At 50.5% G+C, this 17,706-nt stretch carries 11 protein-coding genes; 9 read left to right on the forward strand and 2 right to left on the reverse strand.

The window, feature by feature from the left end; genetic code table 11:
- Nucleotides 1-10 precede the first annotated feature (10 nt).
- From pulA to CZ379_RS02535, 9 genes are all read left to right on the forward strand, one after another.
- Nucleotides 11-1,984: a type I pullulanase gene (gene pulA / locus CZ379_RS02495; RefSeq protein ID WP_110930161.1), complete on the forward strand. Its 1,974-nt coding sequence runs from the start codon at nt 11-13 to the stop codon at nt 1,982-1,984.
- A gap of 143 nt (nt 1,985-2,127) precedes the next feature.
- The gene (locus CZ379_RS02500) at nt 2,128-2,706 is read left to right on the forward strand and encodes an LOG family protein (protein WP_110930162.1); all 579 of its coding nucleotides are present in this window, start codon (nt 2,128-2,130) and stop codon (nt 2,704-2,706) included.
- 448 nt (nt 2,707-3,154) lie between these two features.
- Nucleotides 3,155-4,471 (forward strand): ABC transporter substrate-binding protein, encoded by a 1,317-nt coding sequence (locus CZ379_RS02505; RefSeq protein WP_110930163.1) that lies wholly within the window; start codon nt 3,155-3,157, stop codon nt 4,469-4,471.
- A 114-nt stretch (nt 4,472-4,585) separates the two neighbouring features.
- Nucleotides 4,586-5,470, forward strand: a complete 885-nt coding sequence (locus CZ379_RS02510; protein WP_110930164.1) for a carbohydrate ABC transporter permease — start codon at nt 4,586-4,588, stop codon at nt 5,468-5,470.
- Nucleotides 5,467-6,312 (forward strand): carbohydrate ABC transporter permease, encoded by an 846-nt coding sequence (locus CZ379_RS02515; RefSeq protein WP_110930165.1) that lies wholly within the window; start codon nt 5,467-5,469, stop codon nt 6,310-6,312. Before CZ379_RS02510 ends, CZ379_RS02515 begins: the two co-directional genes overlap by 4 nt.
- Nucleotides 6,313-6,436: 124 nt before the next feature.
- Nucleotides 6,437-7,855 carry a glycoside hydrolase family 30 protein gene (locus tag CZ379_RS02520; protein WP_324616331.1) on the forward strand — a complete coding sequence of 473 codons (1,419 nt, stop codon included), beginning with the start codon at nt 6,437-6,439 and terminating at the stop codon, nt 7,853-7,855.
- Between the two features lie 22 nt (nt 7,856-7,877).
- The gene (locus CZ379_RS02525; protein ID WP_110930167.1) at nt 7,878-10,982 is read left to right on the forward strand and encodes a beta-galactosidase; all 3,105 of its coding nucleotides are present in this window, start codon (nt 7,878-7,880) and stop codon (nt 10,980-10,982) included.
- A 149-nt stretch (nt 10,983-11,131) separates the two neighbouring features.
- Nucleotides 11,132-13,366: a glycoside hydrolase family 30 protein gene (locus CZ379_RS02530; RefSeq protein WP_110930168.1), complete on the forward strand. Its 2,235-nt coding sequence runs from the start codon at nt 11,132-11,134 to the stop codon at nt 13,364-13,366.
- Between the two features lie 151 nt (nt 13,367-13,517).
- Nucleotides 13,518-14,543 carry a LacI family DNA-binding transcriptional regulator gene (locus tag CZ379_RS02535; RefSeq protein ID WP_110930169.1) on the forward strand — a complete coding sequence of 342 codons (1,026 nt, stop codon included), beginning with the start codon at nt 13,518-13,520 and terminating at the stop codon, nt 14,541-14,543.
- Nucleotides 14,544-14,620: 77 nt separating this feature from the next.
- On the opposite strand, the gene CZ379_RS02540 is transcribed toward CZ379_RS02535, so the two are convergent.
- Together CZ379_RS02540 and pgmB are read right to left on the reverse strand one after the other, a co-directional pair.
- On the reverse strand, nt 14,621-16,939 hold the full coding sequence (locus tag CZ379_RS02540) for a glycoside hydrolase family 65 protein (protein WP_110930170.1): 2,319 nt from the start codon (nt 16,937-16,939) through the stop codon (nt 14,621-14,623).
- 77 nt (nt 16,940-17,016) lie between these two features.
- Nucleotides 17,017-17,679 carry a beta-phosphoglucomutase gene (pgmB, locus tag CZ379_RS02545; RefSeq protein ID WP_110930171.1) on the reverse strand — a complete coding sequence of 221 codons (663 nt, stop codon included), beginning with the start codon at nt 17,677-17,679 and terminating at the stop codon, nt 17,017-17,019.
- Nucleotides 17,680-17,706: the final 27 nt, after the last annotated feature.

Genomic DNA, 17,706 nt, shown 5'->3' on the forward strand with positions numbered 1-17,706 from the left:
AGTGAATCGATTGGCGGTACAACGAGAGCATGACGTAGTCGTCGATTATGGTGACCTCGCAGTAACAGGAGGGATATCCGTCTTCGATGAGCGATTTGATGAATTGTTCAATTATGACGGTGATGACCTGGGTGTAACGTATACGTCGAAGGAGAGTAAGTTCCGGCTGTGGGCACCGACAGCTTCGGAGGCGGAAGTTGTATTCTACGAGGGATGGAAAGAGAAGGAGCCTGCACAGACGCTTGCTATGAAGCGTGATGTTCAGGGCACCTGGATATTGATCGCAGAAGGAGATCACCAGGGGCGGTTCTATACGTATCGCGTAAAAATCGGGCAGGACTGGAATGAAGCAGCCGATCCTTATGCTAGAGCCGTAGGAGTAAATGGAGATCGGGCGGCTATTATCGATTTGCAAAGCACCAATCCGGAGCATTGGGAGAATGATCACAAGCCGCCTTTTGAGGCTGCCGTCGATGCGGTCATTTACGAGCTGCATGTAAAGGATCTGTCCAGTCATCCTCACAGCGGCATTGCGCATAAGGGGAAATTTCTTGGGCTTACGGAGAGCGGGACAAGAGGGCCGGGAAATATTGCAACAGGCGTGGATCATATTGCTGCGTTAGGCGTGACGCATATTCAGCTCCTGCCGATTTACGATTACGCCACCGAAAGCGTCGACGAGACGAAGCTCGATCAGCCACAATACAATTGGGGATATGATCCCAAGAACTACAACGTTCCCGAAGGCTCCTATGCTACGGATCCTTACATTCCCGGCCTGCGGATTGCCGAGCTTAAACAAACCATTCAGGCTTTGCATGAGCGAGGATTGCGCGTCATTATGGACGTCGTATACAATCATGTCTACGACTGGTATCTAATCAATTTTACCAAGCTTGTACCCGGTTATTATTTGCGCTACAAAGAGGATGGAACACTTTCCGACGGTTCGTTCTGCGGCAATGAATGCGCTTCTGAACGACCGATGATGAGGAAATTCATCGTGGACTCGGTTCTGTACTGGGCAACGGAATATCATATCGACGGCTTTCGATTCGATCTGATGGGTTTGATGGACATCGAGACGATGAATGAGATCCGGAGACGCCTGGATGCTGTCGATCCTTCGCTTATCATGATCGGGGAAGGCTGGATAATGAACACGGTTCTTCCCGAAGAGAGCAGGGCGCACCAGAACAACGCAGCCAAGCTCCCTCGGATCGGGCACTTCAATGATGATTACCGGGACGCGATCAAAGGAAACATTTTCTATTTTGATCAAAAAGGATTCATTAGCGGCGGTGTCGGATTCGAGGAGCTAATACGGAGTGGAATCGCAGGAGCCATTGCGTATGATGACCAGACCCGTAATTTTGCCAATGAGCCTGAGCAGACGGTGAACTATGTCGAATGTCATGATAACCATACCTTATGGGATAAAATCGTACTGTCCACAGCGCAGGAGTCGGAGGAGCGCCGTATCCGTATGCATCGTTTGGCCTCAGCGATGACTTTGACCAGCCAAGGAATTCCCTTTCTGCATGCAGGACAGGAATTCATGAGAACGAAGGACGGAGAAGAGAACAGCTACAAATCTCCAATAGAGTTGAACTGGCTCGACTGGGAGCGCTGTGCGGCAAATCAAGATAATGTAGCATATATGCGAGAATTGATTGCATTGCGCAAAAGTCATCCTGCTTTTCGCCTACGGACCGCAGAGCAAATTCGCGAGCATTTACGCTTCGAATCGGCGCCGGAGCATTGCGTAGCCTATACGCTGCGCAACCATGCAGGCGGGGATGCCGCTCAGCATATTTATGTGCTGTATAACGCCAGGATTGAACCGGTTCAGGCAGATCTGCCTGAGCTGGGGGAATGGTCGATCCGCTTTGGAGGCGAGCACGTCGCCGTGCTGGAGGGCAATCGCTTGGAGGCGGACGGTATCGGCATGATTGTTCTTGTGGCTCAAGGAGACCGCAGTTAACTAACGATCGAATGCTAGGCGGCAGTTTTAACAGTACGTTAGCAACTCAACATCATATTGAAAATAATCATTGCACAAAATATAGTTATTAAGAAGATTAAAAATTGAATTAAGCTGTGCAATTAGAAATAGGAGATGATGAGATGAAAACGATCTGTGTCTTTGCAGGCTCGAATCTAGGTACACATGAGGACTATAAGCAGGCAGCCATACAGCTGGGAAGTTATTTGGCGGGCCATCAATATCGTTTAGTGTACGGCGGTTCCCGAATCGGTCTTATGGGCGAAGCAGCCAATGCCGCCATGACAGCGGGCGGAGAAGTGATTGGCGTCATGCCATCAGGATTGTTTGCAGGCGAGATGGTGCATCGGGAGCTGACCCAGCTAATCGAAGTGGACGGCATGCATGCGCGAAAAGCGAAAATGGGCGAGCTGGCCGACGGATTCATCGCACTGCCTGGCGGCTTTGGAACGTATGAGGAACTCTTTGAGGTGCTATGCTGGTCTCAAATCGGTATCCACAAGAAGCCGATCGGTCTTTTGAATATACGAGGCTTTTATGATCCGCTGATGCAAATGGTTGAGCATAGCATCAAAGAGGGCTTCTCAAATTCTTCTCATCTCAGCCTGATTAATATCTCCCCAGAACCTGCCGAATTACTACAAATGATGGAGTCCTATGAGCCGCAGGCTTTGGACAAAAAGTGGAAAGAGCTCGCTTAAGTCAGTTACTTCGTTTCACGATTAGAATTCGGCGGCGGTAGGCAGCTGAGAATTGAGCGGTTATTTGCAGGATGCCGTTAAGTACGGAGCATTTTAAATAACTGTTAGGCCCTGAAGGTACGCCGCCGGATTCGTTATATGAGACGTAAGTCCAAGCATGCCCCGAACCACACCTTGTGCGCTCACAATGAACTAACCGGGCAATCAAGACAGGTATTAACTTTTTCGAATTTAAAAAATTAAGTTGACACCGTGATAAAGGCATATTTATAATGTGGTTACAGCGAATGAAACCCCTTACATTTCTATTGGGTCATGTGTGGGAAGCTTTATCAGCAGCTAGACATTATTTTTTTGGACAAAATGAAACCCATTACATGAAACCCATTTCATTGCGTTGGGAGCATGGGTATTCGCTGCAAATTGAACCTTGTGGGAGGTCGTAAAGATGAAGAGATGGGTAACGGTAATGGCTGGCATCCTTTTGCTTGTAGGCGTACTGGCTGGCTGTTCCGGCAGCAATGGAGGCAATGCTGGTTCTTCTTCGCCAGCCGACGGTACGAATTCATCTGCCAAGGATAATGGCAAGTCAGACGGCAAGCCGGTTGAGCTCACGATGACGATTTGGGGATCAGAGGACGAGAAGAAGATTTATGAAGAGCGTCTGGAGATTGTTAAGGGAAAGCTTCCGAACATTCAAGTCAACGTCATGCTCGTTGCCGGTGACTATGACCAAAAGGTACAGACGATGATCGCTGGCGGAACGCCGCCGGATATTATGATGATTGCCGAGAATTTTCAGACCTATGCTTCGAAGAATCAAATTATCCCACTGGATGAATTCATTACAGCCCACGGCCTTGATATGGGAGACAGATACTCGGACGATATTGCCAATCTGATGAAATACGATGGCAAGCAGTATGGGCTAACCGACCGAGCGGGCGCGATGGTACTGTTCTACAACAAGGATCTGTTTGATGCGGCGGGCGTCGATTATCCGACCAAGGATTGGACGCAGCAGGATCTGATGGATGCGGCACAACGCTTAACCGTGAAGGAGAACGGCCAAACAGTGCAGTGGGGCTATTACCCTGGCAGCTGGTGGCCGCAATGGATGCAGCTCGTATACCAAAATGGGGGGGCGCTTTTCGATAGCGAGAAGAAGCCAACCTTCGACACGACTGAAGTAAGGGATGCGCTCCAGTTCCTTAATGACCTGACCTTTACCCACGGAGCGGGGCCGACACCAGCTGAAATTGCTGACCTGGGCAACGTTGGGCCGGATCCGCTCTTTGCTCAAGGGAAAATTGCGATGGAAACGACAGGCTTCTGGAATATTGCTTCTCTATCCAAAGTAGAAGGAATCGACTGGGATATCGCGCCGATCTGGGGAGCGACGAACGCCTTCTTCAACGGCTTTACCATTACGAAGACTTCCAAGCACCAGGAAGAGGCCTTCAAAGTTATTGAAGCGCTTACAACATTAGAGGCTCAAATGCCGATCGTTAAGCACGGTCAGGATGCTCCGGCAACGAAGGCTGCCCTGACGAGCGATGAGTTTCTGAATGCAGATTACGGCGGCAAGAAGATCAATATGGCTGCATTTAGCGAATCCCGCATTTATGATCAGCCGCTTAATCCGAAGTGGAATGAAATGATGAAGGTGATCGACGATAAGCTAGGGGTTTACTTCAATAACAAAAGCTCGCTGGACGACACCGTGACTCAAATTCAAAAAGGACTTAACGATCTTTACAAATAGCAGCACGAAGTTCAATTGCTTTTTAGCATAAGGAGGGAGGGACGGGAGGAAGAGGGTCTGAATCGCTGAATCTCGTTCCTGGCTATCCACAGGCATCCGACTGGAGGAATCTGCATGAGAAATAAGGAAGGGGCATGGTTTTACTTTTTTATCTCGCCATGGTTGCTCGGGTTTTCCTTGCTGACGCTGGGGCCGATTGTTTTCTCGATCTATATGAGCTTTACGGATTGGGATTTGTTTCAAACGCCTCAGTTTATCGGGATTGACAACTATCGAAAGCTGCTGACGGAGGATCCGATATTTTGGAAGTCCGTCTTCAATACATTTTATTATGCACTGATCGCCGTACCTCTCGCCATGGCCATTTCGCTCTGGATCGCTTATTACTTGAATAAAAAGCTCAAGGGAATCACCTTTTTTCGCGTACTATTCTACCTTCCATCGGTCGTTCCGGTGGTTGCATCATCTTTGTTGTTTATCCATTTGTTTGCCCCGAGTGCAGGGCTCATCAATAAGACACTTCATTTCTTCGGCATCATCGGCCCGGCTTGGCTGCTGGATGCCAACTGGGTAAAGCCTGCTCTCATTATCATGTCGCTATGGGGCGTCGGCGGCGGCATCGTGCTGCTGCTCGCTGGAATGAAGGGAGTGCCCTCCGAATTTTATGAAGCGGCATCCATCGATGGAGCCAGCTCGAAGCAGGCCTTCTTTCGGATAACGTTCCCCATGCTTACACCGGTTATTTTCTTTAATCTGGTCACAGGCATTATCGGAGCGCTGCAGACCTTTGCGCAAGTGTTCATCGTAACCGAGGGCGGGCCGGACAACGCAAGCCAAATGATCGTGCCCTATTTGTTCCAGAACGCTTTCCGGTTCTACAAGATGGGCTACGCCTCGTCGATCGCTTGGGTGCTGTTCATCATTATTATGGCCCTAACGCTTATTGTATTTCGTTCGTCGGCGCTGTGGGTGCATTACGAGGAGGGGAAGAACGGATGAATAAGATCGCTTTATCGGAAAAAGTCCTCTCTTACACCGTCCTGCTAGCGGTAGGCATATTGCTGGGAGCTCCCTTTCTGTACATGATCTCCATTGCTCTGGCCAGCGATGCGACCACCGTGCAGTCTGCGTTCACCTTTCTGCCCAGGGAGTGGATATGGGAGAACTTCGTTAAAGTATTTACGAACAATAATCTGGGACTATATTTGAAAAACAGTTTGATCATAACGAGCTGGGCGATCGTCGGTTCAGTATTCTCGGCCTCGTTCGTGGCTTACGGCTTCGCTCGGCTGAAGGCGCCGGGCAGCGGCGTGCTCTTCGTTGTCCTGTTAAGCACGATGATGATTCCCGGAGAAATTACAATGATTCCGCAGTTTATTCTGTTTCGCAAGCTGGGGTGGGTGAACACATTCTACCCTTTGATTGTGCCTAGCTTTTTTGCCGGGGCGTTCAACGTGTTCCTGATTCGTCAATTCGTCATGGCGATTCCCAGATCGCTGGACGAAGCGGCGAAGATCGACGGCATGGGGCATCTCGGCATCTATTCGAAAATCATTCTGCCGATGACGTATCCGATCTTGGCGGCTATTGCGATTTTTTCGTTCTCGTGGAACTGGGGCAATTTCATGGGCCCGCTCATTTACATCAACGACTCTGCCAAGATGCCGCTGGCGCTTGGTGTGCAATTGATCAGCACCGTCAGCGGGGGACAGATGCCGCCCTGGAATATCGTAATGGTGGCCTCGCTGTTTCTAACGATCCCGATGATTTTGATTTATTTGGTCGGCCAGCGCTTTGTATATGAGGCGAATATAAGCGGCGGCAGCAGCGGCATTAAATAACAACATTAAATATCTAAAGGATATCCATTAAATTGCGGGATGTGGTAGGGAGATGACCCGTAGAACGAAGCTTATTATAGCGGCGATACTGCTTATCATTGTTGCTGCTTTAGGAGGAATTGTCTTGAAGGAAACATTGCAACAAGCGAACCTGCGGAACTTATCCGAGCATGACTTAACGGAAGCTGTACAGCTTCAACTTGACGAGGCTTACGAGGGGTTCGAAGGCTGGGGAACTACCCTCGCCTGGTGGGGCCATGCGCTTGGAGGTTGGCAGGATCAGGAGAAAGTGCATGAGATTATGGATATGCTGTTTGACCGGGAAAAAGGCATGGGCTTGAATATCGTTCGCTATAACATCGGGGGCGGCGAGCACCCAGGCGAGCATACGCTAAGACCCGGCGGCGATGTGCCGGGCTTTCAGCCCGAAGAAGGCGTATGGGACTGGGAGGCGGATGCCTATCAACGCTATATTTTACAAGAATCGCTCAAAAGGGGGGTGACGATCGCCGAGGTATTCTCTAACTCCCCACCTTACTGGATGACGGTTTCCGGTTCGGTTACGGGGGCCGAGGACGGCGGTAACAATTTGCGGGATGACCAGTATGATGCCTTTGCGGATTATTTAACAGAGGTGGTTCAGCATTTCCGCGATGAATGGGGAATCACGTTCCGCACGCTTGATCCACTGAATGAGCCTTCCTCTAACTGGTGGCGCAAGGGCAATATTCAGGAGGGAAGCTATTTCGATCTTGATAAGCAAGCAGAAATCATTCGCAAGGTAGCCGCTTCTCTGCAGAAGAAAGGTCTTGAGGATACGGTCGTGAGCGCGAACGACGACAATAGCATCGACGAGACGCTGGATGCGCTGCATGCGTATGACGCCGAGACGCTGGAGGCCATCGGTCAGATCAATACGCATTCCTATAACGGCAGCCGGATGGAAGAACTGGCCGCCTTCGCGAAGCAAAGCGGAAAGCGGCTATGGATGTCCGAATACGGCACAGGCGGAACAGGGCCGCATCATCATAAGGATATGACCAGCGTCATGGAGCTGGCCGAACGGATCATGTTCGATCTGAAGCTCATGAAGCCAGCGGCTTGGATTTACTGGCAGGCGGTCGAAGATGAGGGTGCGAACAATAACTGGGGATTCATTCATGCTAATTTCATTGGCGAAGAGGAATACGAGGTCACTAAGCAATTTTTTGCCATGGCTCAATTCAGCAAATTCATCGCTCCGGGAGATCGAATCATACCGACATCGGATGGACGGACAATTGCTGCATACGACGCTGCTTCCAAACGTCTGACCGTCGTTATTCGCAATGAGCTGTCGGATCGGGAAGCGACCGTCGACCTCTCCCCGTTCAGTTATGAAGCAGGAGCGGTTCAGGTAGAGGCATACAGGACTTCGAGCCATCACGATCTTGAGCCGGCAGCAGATCTTGTCACACTATTTGGAAATGGTTTTACCGTACCTGTAGATTCGGTATCAATTACAACGGTCGTTCTATCAGAAGTAGCACTTCTAGCAGAGTAATATACAGAAAGAAGGTTTGGAGATGAGCAGAAATCTAGTATTGCAAGACGGGATTGGTTACGACAGGCGCAGCTTCATGTTAAACGGCAGGCGGATTTTCGTGAATAGTGCGGCTATACATTATTTTCGGATGCCTAAGGAAGAATGGCGCGATGTACTAATGAAGGCTAAATTGGCAGGTATGAACTGTGTGGACACTTATTTTGCCTGGAACATCCATGAGCCGCGGGAGGGAGAGTGGGATTTCGGCGACGACCGGGATTGCGGAGCCTTCCTTGATCTTTGCGCTGAGCTGGGACTTTGGGTTATCGCCCGACCAGGGCCATACATTTGCGCGGAATGGGATTTTGGCGGCTTTCCATGGTGGCTGCGGCAACAAGACGGCATTCGTTATCGGGCTAATGATCACACGTTTTTGAAATATGTCGACCTGTATTTCGATCGGCTCATCCCGATCATTCGCGACCGTCAGCATTCACGGGGAGGGAACATCATTCTCGTTCAGGTGGAGAACGAATACGGATATCTCCACGATGATGAAGCTGCCCACGATTACATGGCGTATCTTCGGGACGGACTCATCTCGCGCGGAATTGACGTGCCTTTGATAACCTGTGTTGGCAGTGTGGAGGGTACGATTGAGGGCGCGAATTTCTGGTCTCATGCCGATGAGCATTACGCCAAGCTCACTGAGAAGCAGCCGGATTTTCCAAAGATCGTCACGGAGTTCTGGACAGGGTGGTTCGAGCACTGGGGAGCGCCTGCCGCTACGCAGAAAACGGCTGATCTGTATGAGCGAAGGCAGATGGAGGCTTTGCGAGCCGGATTTACCGGCATCAGCCATTATATGTTCTACGGCGGCACCAATTTTGGCAGCTACGGGGGACGGACGGTAGGGAGCAGCGATATTTTTATGGTCACTTCCTACGATTACGACGCCCCGTTGAACGAATATGGCCGTATTACGGATAAATATTTGGCGGCCAAGAGAGTATCGCTATTTACACAGGCGATTCATGAATTTTTGCTGGAATCTGAAGAAATATCCGCTGATGATGCTGGAACGGCTCGGGCGACGACCGGTTTGCAACTGCGTGGGCGACAAAGAGGCAACGAACGGTTGTGGTTTGCAGAAAGTTTGCAGGAAGAACGGGAGAATTTTCATGTAACGCTTGGCAGCGGACGAACCGTGCCGGTAATGGTCAAGCCCGGACAAATCGTCCCTATCCTCGATCGGCTTGAAATATGGAAGGGGCTTCTATTGACCTGCAACACCTTTATTGCCGGCAACGAGGAGATAGCTTCTGTCCATACCGTGATCATTAGCGCAGACAACGGCCAGCGTTCTTACGTGGAGCTGGAATCCAGGGACGTGATTGATTGGGGGCAGGAGCGCCCAGGGAATATGCGTTATAAAAAGAGTCAGGACGGCAGGCGCATCACGTTTGATTTCTTCCATTCGGAACAGCCTCAAATCGTCGACCTCCGAATCGGAGGCAGACCACTGCGGTTCATCGTGCTGAACCGGACGCTGAGCGACGAGACTTGGCGAGTGGAGCGAAATGACGCCGTTTGCTGGGCGATCGGCTTGCGGGATTTAGACATCGATCCTAGCGGGGAAACTTGGGCCGTTCGCGGCAAGCAGCATATTAAGCCATTGCTGCTTGGTTCGTGGGATGCCCAGGGGTTGCCAGTGGAAGGGATTAGGGCTAGTGGAAACTCCGCCTTCCTCAAGGCCTCGGAGGCTGCATTTGCCCAACAACCGCAATGTTCCGGTTTAGAAGTGCCTCAACTAGCATCCTGGGAGTCTGCTCCGCTCGAATGGGGCTCTCTGGCGGGAGAACGGGTGGATCAGCCTCAGGGCTTCTCGGAGTTCGGACAGCCCTTTGGTTATCTTGTCTATGAATGCCGAGTTGATAGCGTACAGGAAAGAACGACCCGGATTATACTGCCGGCTATTCAGGATACGGCCAGAGTGTTTCTAAATGGCAAACAGCAAGCTGTCATATCCGAGGTTGGCGCGGCTGGGGTGGAGCTGCGAATTCCCGCTGGAAGCAGCAAGCTGCAGATTTTGGTTCAGCATATGGGGAGTCTGAACTTCTCTCCTTATCTTGGAGAAACGAAGGGGATCTCGGGCCCGGTATATTTGGACGGCAATAAGCAGGATTTGCGCCGAAATTGGAGGATTGTCGACCTGGACTCCAACGGGTACTCTAACTCCATCAGCAGCTCCAATGGCAATTCGAACGTGAACTCCAATTCGAGCTTAAGCAATTCGAGCTCCAGTAACCCGCGCGCCAGCGTAAGCTCCACCCCGGGCTCTAACCCAAGCCCCGGGTTAGTGTCCAACAGTGAACCGATCACGGAATTTGATGCGGACATGAAGGAAATTCATTTAGATGAAGTGCACTGCTGGGACGATAAGCCGCTTCTCCGGCGGATATTCTGGATGGGCAATTATGATAGAGCGGTGCTTGTAGGCGCGATTAGCGGTCGATTGCTCATCAACGGGCAGGCAGTGGAAATGCCGGAGTATCAAGAGTGGTTCGCTTTCCATACCGTAGACATATCGCCTTATATCGTACAAGGGGAGAATACGATTGAAATGACAGGCGGAAAAGCGCCCTTGAATCGATTGGAGCTGCTCACCTATCATTCATCCGACATGCTTCAGGATTGGGAGATGTCCGTCGTCAATACTCCTGAATCGTTCCAGCGCTCGAGTAACCCGAGTAACCCGAATCCTTCGAATGATTCGGATGATTCGGATGATTCAAAGCTCCATCCGGGTCAACCACATCCGAATCAACTCGACCCAGGCCATTCTCAGCTTGAACCGACCTGGTACCGCTCCACCTTCTCTAAGCCAGTTGTGCCGAACAATCGGAAGCCAAGACTTAAGCTTAGATTGTCCGGCATGAGCAAAGGGGCGCTTTGGCTGAATGGGATCGATTTGGGACGCTATTGGCAAATCGGCCCTCAGGAGGACTATAAGCTGCCGATGGCATGGCTGCGGGAGGAGAATGAGCTAATTCTTTTTGACGAGGAAGGAAATTTTCCGGATGCAGTATCCTTACTGTATGACGATGACTCTGAAAATCATTGGTACAACCCGCTTACACAATGACATAGGTTTAAATTTAAAATTTATCGTGAAATAGTTCGACCACAGCTTAGTACAGGCACCGAAAGGTGCCTTTTTTTCACACTCAAGGTAAGTGTTATCAACTGGCATGCGCCATTTGATATAAAAATTACAAAGAGGAGGAATAGCTTATGAAGAAGTGGTTATCTGTCTTGCTGGTTGCAGTCATGACGGGAAGCCTGCTAGCGGGCGCGACACGCTTATCCGCAGAAGAAGCTTACACTGTAAGGATCGACCCTGGCACGTCCTATCAAACCATAGAAGGATGGGGGACATCGCTCGCTTGGTGGGGCAATGTGATCGGCGGCTGGTCGTCCCCGAAGCGGGAGGAGATCATTGACCAGCTCTTTGACCCGTACAGCGGGCTAGGCCTGAACATCGTTAGGTACAATATCGGCGGCGGGGAGAATCCGGCCTATCAGCCGCCCTACCGGGTTGGCGCAGTCATGCCGTCGTTTCAGCCGACGGAGGGAGTTTGGGACTGGTCCGCGGATAGCAATCAGCGTTATGTACTGCAGCGTGCTAAATCACTTGGAGCCAATATTTTTGAAGCCTTTGCGAATGCTCCGCCTTATTGGATGACTCTCAATCAATGCTCTGCTGGCTCAGCCAATGGCGGCAACAATTTGAGGGAAGATTACTACGACGATTATGCGGACTATATGACGGAGGTCGTGAAGCGGGCCAGGGACGACTGGGGCATCCATTTTCGCACGATCGCTCCGCTAAATGAACCGATATCCACGTGGTGGAAATGCGGCAACAACCAGGAGGGTATCCATTTTGATGCCGATAAGCAGGATCGGCTGCTGAACGAGGTGCTGCAAAAGCTGAACCAGAAGGGTCTGACCGGAGTTCATGTCAGCGGGCCAGAGGAATACAGCGTAGACCAGTCGCTTTCCAGTTTTAACGGTTATTCCGCCAGTGTGAAGGCCGGCATGTCCCAACTCAACACTCATACCTATGCGGGAAGCAAGGAGCCCATACTGCGCAGCGCGGCAGTCTTAAACCAGCTCAAGCTGTGGGTGTCTGAAGTCGGTGTAGGGGGGACAGCCTCGCAAAGCCCTCTCGATATGACGAGCGCTCAAGAGCTGGCCGGCAAGATCAATTCGGACTTGAGAAATTTGCAGCCTGTCGCCTGGGTGGAGTGGCAAGCGGTAGAAAATCGGCAGCTCCAGCATAACTGGGGATTCATTCAGGCCGATTTCTCCGGCACGGAAGACTATTGGCTGAATAAGCAATACTGGACAATGGCGAATTACAGCAAATTTATCAGGCCTGGCTTCAAGATTATCGCCTCCGATCACGCTGACACACTATCTGCAATAGATCCAGTATCCGGCAAATTAGTGCTTGTCACCAGGAATCCTTCGACAACGGACACGGCAGTGACCTATGACTTATCTCTATTTGACAGTCTGCCTGCATCAGCGGCAGTGTATCGCACCTCAACTGATGAGAATCTGGCTATCCTGCCTAGTGCCAATATTAGTGGCGGGACGCTAAGCAGCAGCTTAAAAGCCAACTCGATCACCACCTTCGTCATCGAAGGCAGCGGATATGAGGGGCTCGGCTCATCCCGGTTCGTGAACGATAGTCAGTTCAATTACACCGGGGCCTGGAGCAGTGGTTCGCAAACAGGGGCCTATGAGCACGATCTTCACTGGTCGGAGGCCACGGATGCTAGTTTTGAGCTCGCCTTCAGCGGAACTCAGGTTTCTTTATATGGCGCCAAGGCTCCGAATCAAGGGATAGCGGCCATTTCCATCGACGGAGGCCTGGAGGAGCTTGTTGACCTATACGCTCAGACAAGAGAGGATGATATATTCCTCTATACCAGTCCATTGCTGCTGGACGGAACTCATACTATTAAAGTACGGGTAACGGGGTTAAAAAATAGTACTTCCTCTGCACCAATTGTTTCTGCTGACCGCATCGTTATTACCTCGTCTGTCCCATCGCTGCTGGGCAATTCGGGCTTCGAATCCACCTCCTTTGCCCCATGGAGCGGGGAGTGGAATCCTTCATTGACTGGAGTCGAGACGAGTTATCCTTATTCGGGGCTTCAGGATGCTTACCTGCACCCGACGACAACGAAGGATGTGGCGCTCTATCAAACTATTGCCGCACCGGAATCGAGAACTTATATTTTAACTGCGCATGCTGCTACGAGTATGGCCAATACGGCTTCGCTAGGCGTCGATGTAGGCGGCGTTCAGCAAGGCGAGGTCACGGTCTCAAACAGCGGCAAATATGATTACTATCAGCTTAAATTCCATGCTGACGCAGGTCAGCCCATCAAAGTATGGTATTACGCCAAAAGGAACTCGGGCTGGGCAACAATCGACGAAGTGATTTTAAGATAGATTCGGAGGATGATCAGAGTTGAATAGAACTGGACGGAATTGAACTTCCGAAACGGTTATACCGTCATAATGTAACCCATTTCATTGAGGATATCGTTTTGCTATAATACTAGCTAGTAATACAATCGTTTGCAGGAAAGGATCTAATGAAATGAAAGAGGTTACCGTATACGATATCGCCAAGGAAGCCAAGGTTTCCGTAGCCACCGTCTCACGGGTGCTGAACGGAACCGCTCCGGTTAAAGATACCACTAGAGCAAGAATCGAAGCGATTATCCAGAAACATCAATTTCAGCCGAATGCATTAGCCAGAAGCTTAATCAAGAAAGAGACCGGTATTATCGGAGTCATCCTTCCTGATATTACGAACCCATTCTTTCCTGAAGTGTTTTCGGGCGCGGAACAAGAAGCTCAGAAGACGGGGCATAATTTTTTTCTGTGCAATTCAATGGGCAATTATGCCAAAGAGTCTGAGTTTTTGAACATTATGCAGGAGAAGCGCGTGGACGGCATTTTATTTATGGGAGGGCGGATTAATCTCAAGGAATGCGATCCGCTATTGGTGCAAGAAGTGGTGGAGCATGCCAACAAGATTCCACTCGTGCTCATTAACGGTAGTCTGAAAAATGCGGATTTAACGCGGGTTGTCACCGATGAGTATGCCGGAGCCGTCAGCGCCGTGCAGCATTTAATTGAGCTCGGGCATCGGGAGATTGGGTTCATTGGCGGGGAGAATCACATGACCACAACCTCGATTAAGATACGCGCTTTCCGCAAGACGCTAAGGGAAGCGGGTCTTCCGATAAGGGAGGAATGGATTCTCCCCGACAGCTTCTCCGTCGACTCTGGAAGGCAGCAAATGGAGAAATTGCTGAAGCTGCCCGCCAAGCCAACGGCAGTGATGTGCGTGAATGATTTTACAGCCATTGGGGCGATTAAGACGGCGATCGAGAATGGCCTCAAGATCCCTGATGATCTGTCGATCGTCGGATTCGATGATATTCCGCTGGCGCATCATGTCATACCGGAATTGACAACGGTATCGCAGCAGGCCAACGAGCTTGGCTGCACAGCCGTTAAGCTGCTGCGGCGGCTGATGAATAAGGAGAAGGTGAAGAAGCGCACATCTCTGGAGCCGCAATTAATTATTAGGCAGAGCACAGCTCGGCTACAATAATCCATGCAGTATGAACGCAAAGAGAAAGGGTGTCCTTAAACCGAATCACGGTTAGGGACACCCTTTCTAGATCAAGCTTAAATTTTTACGGAAGTTCTAGCGTATTGCACTTCGCCTAGCCCGCTTACGGTATAGCTGCGATCGTAAATGACGATTGCTGCCGGTGTATCGGTCTCGTTCGTGACCGTAATGCTGTCCTCCGTTACACTTACATTCAGGCGAGCTCCGCGGAACATCACCTTGAAGGAGAACGATGTCCAGTGGGATGGAACGAACGGATGCAACTGCAGCGCATCGTCTTTCACCTTCAGTCCGCCGAAGCCTTCCACGACAGACATCCAGGTGCCAGCCATACTCGTAATATGCAGACCGTCCTCGGTGTCATTATTATAGTTATCGAGATCCAGACGCGCCGTGCGCAGGTACATTTCGTATGCCTTCTCCTGATAGCCCAGCTCGCAAGCGATAATGTTGTGGAGGCAAGGGGACAGGGAAGACTCATGCACAGTCAGCGGCTCATAGAAATCGAAGTTGCGTTTCTTCGTCTCCAGGTCGAACTGGTCGCCAAGGAAGTAAATTCCCTGCAGCACATCGGCTTGCTTGATAAAGCAGGAGCGAAGAATCCGATCCCAAGACCAATTTTGGTTGAGCGGCAGATCTTCTGGCTTAAGGTCTTTCACCGGAATGAGCTCTTTATCCAGGAAACCATCCTGCTGCAGGAATACGCCGCGCTCCTCATCGTACGGATAGTACATATTGCCGATAATGTCGTTCCATTTGGCAACCTCTTCATCCTTCAGCTCCAGCTTGTCGATGAGCTCCAAATAACGAGCATTCTCATGCTCCTTCAAATAGCTCATAACTTTCTGCGTATACTCCATCGTCCAGGTGGCAATCCGGTTGGTATACCAGTTATTGTTGACGTTGTTCTCATACTCGTTCGGGCCTGTAATGCCCAGCATGACGTATTGGCCTTTATCCTGAGAGAAGTTCACGCGCTCTTCCCAGAAGCGGGAAATTTCCACTAGCACTTCCAGGCCATATTGGCCGAGATACGATTTATCTCCGGTATAGTTGACGTAATTGTAAATGGCATAAGCGATAGCGCCGTTACGGTGAACCTCCTCGAACGTAATTTCCCATTCGTTATGGCACTCTTCGCCGTTCATCGTTACCATCGGATAGAGAGCGCCCTTCGTAAAGCCGAGCTTGCGAGCATTCTCCTTTGCTTTCTCCAGATGCTTGTAACGGTATATGAGCAGGTTGCGAGCGATGCTGGAATCCGCAGTGCTAAGGTAGAACGGCAAGCAATAAGCCTCTGTATCCCAATAGGTGCTGCCGCCGTATTTTTCACCCGTAAAGCCCTTTGGACCAATATTCAGACGATCGTCATCCCCGGTATAGGTCTGGTTTAATTGGAAAATGTTAAAGCGAATCGCCTGCTGCGCGGAGACATCGCCTTCAATAATGATGTCGCTTTCGCGCCACTTGGCGGCCCAAGTATCTACCTGTTCGCGAAGCAGTGTGTCGAATCCAGCTTCTTTCGCCTCGGCGAGCAATTTTTTGCCGACTTCGACTAGTTGACCCAGACCATGGTTGCGCGAAGTCACATTAGCCACATATTTGTACAGAGTGACTTGTTCTCCGGCAGCAGCTTCAATGACCACTTCACTGGAGACGAATTTTTCGCGTTCCTGGAGGGACGGGGAAAGATCCAGCTTATTGCCATCTTTGAAAATATCGAACGCCATGACCGAGGTCACATGGAAATCGAGCTTCTTTGTCTTCAGCGTCAAATATGAAAGATCTGCCGCTGCGGCTTTCTCTACTTCCAGCCAGAATTTCTCATCGTAGTTCGAGTCTTTATTCTGCACATCGCCGTCAAGATAAGGGACGAGGCGAATCGTACCGCTGAAATTCAACGGAGTAACCGCGTAGCGGATCGCTCCGATTTCATGGCGAGCCATGCTGACAAAGCGCAGCGCATCCACTTGGATTTGCTTGCCGTCTGCAAGCTCCGCCTTGAAGCGGCGGGACAAGGTGCCTTCCTTCATGTTCAACTCGCGTACAAAGTCGCTGACCTTGCACTTCGCCAGATCGAGCTCGATTCCATTAATAAATACGTCGACGCCGATCCAGTTCGTACTGTTCAGGACTTTGGCGAAATATTCCGGATATCCGTTCTTCCACCAACCAACACGCGTCTTATCGGGGTAATAGACACCCGCCATATAGCTGCCTTGCAGGGAGGAACCGCTGTATCTCTCTTCGAAGTTCGCCCGCTGGCCCATGAACCCGTTGCCGATGCTGAATATGCTCTCGGATATTTCATGGGTTGTCGGATCAAAGGACTCTTCAATAATCGACCATTCGTTTATTTTTAAGTATTGTTTCACTATAACCAGGCTCCTTTAATGATATGATGAGTAAAAATCGCACTTTCATACTGACTTATCACGCGAACAGGAGAAAGTTAACGAGCGGCATTCAACTCCTTAAGACGGCCAACCGTCATTTCTTGCAGCGAAGGGACGATGAGCTCGGCTTTGCCCAGTGTATTCGCCGAACCGATTCCGACGCAGCTCATGCCGGCGCGATGCGCCGCCTCGACCCCAGCCTCGGCATCCTCAAAGACGACACATTGTTCCGGAGGTACGGAGAGAGCCTTGGCTCCAAGCAGGAATACCTCCGGGTCAGGCTTGGCATTGCTGGTATGCGTCCCATCGATAATGGCATCGAAATAGGGGGTCAAGCCGGTATTATTTAGAATGGTCATCGCGTTCTTGCTGGCCGATCCGAGAGCCGTCTTCAGGTCATTTTCCCGACAGGACTTGAGGAACTCCAGCGCCCCCGGCAATATTTCTGAATGATCCATTTTGGAAATGGATTCAAAGTACCAGTTGTTTTTTCGCTCGGCGAGCTCAAGCTTCTTAGCGTCATCGAATTCAAGATGACCCACGCTAAGTAAAATATCCAGGGATGCCATACGGCTAACCCCTTTGAGCTTCTCGTTATCCTGCTCGGTGAACGTGAATCCGAGTTCATCAGCGAGCCGTTTCCAGGCCAAATAGTGATATCTGGCTGTGTCGACAAGGACTCCATCCAGGTCGAAAAGACAAGCTTTGATTGAGGTCATAACCTCTCCTCCTTTTAGCGCAAACGT

This window comes from Paenibacillus bouchesdurhonensis, assembly GCF_900155685.1.
Taxonomy (GTDB): Bacteria; Bacillota; Bacilli; order Paenibacillales; family Paenibacillaceae; genus Fontibacillus; species Fontibacillus bouchesdurhonensis.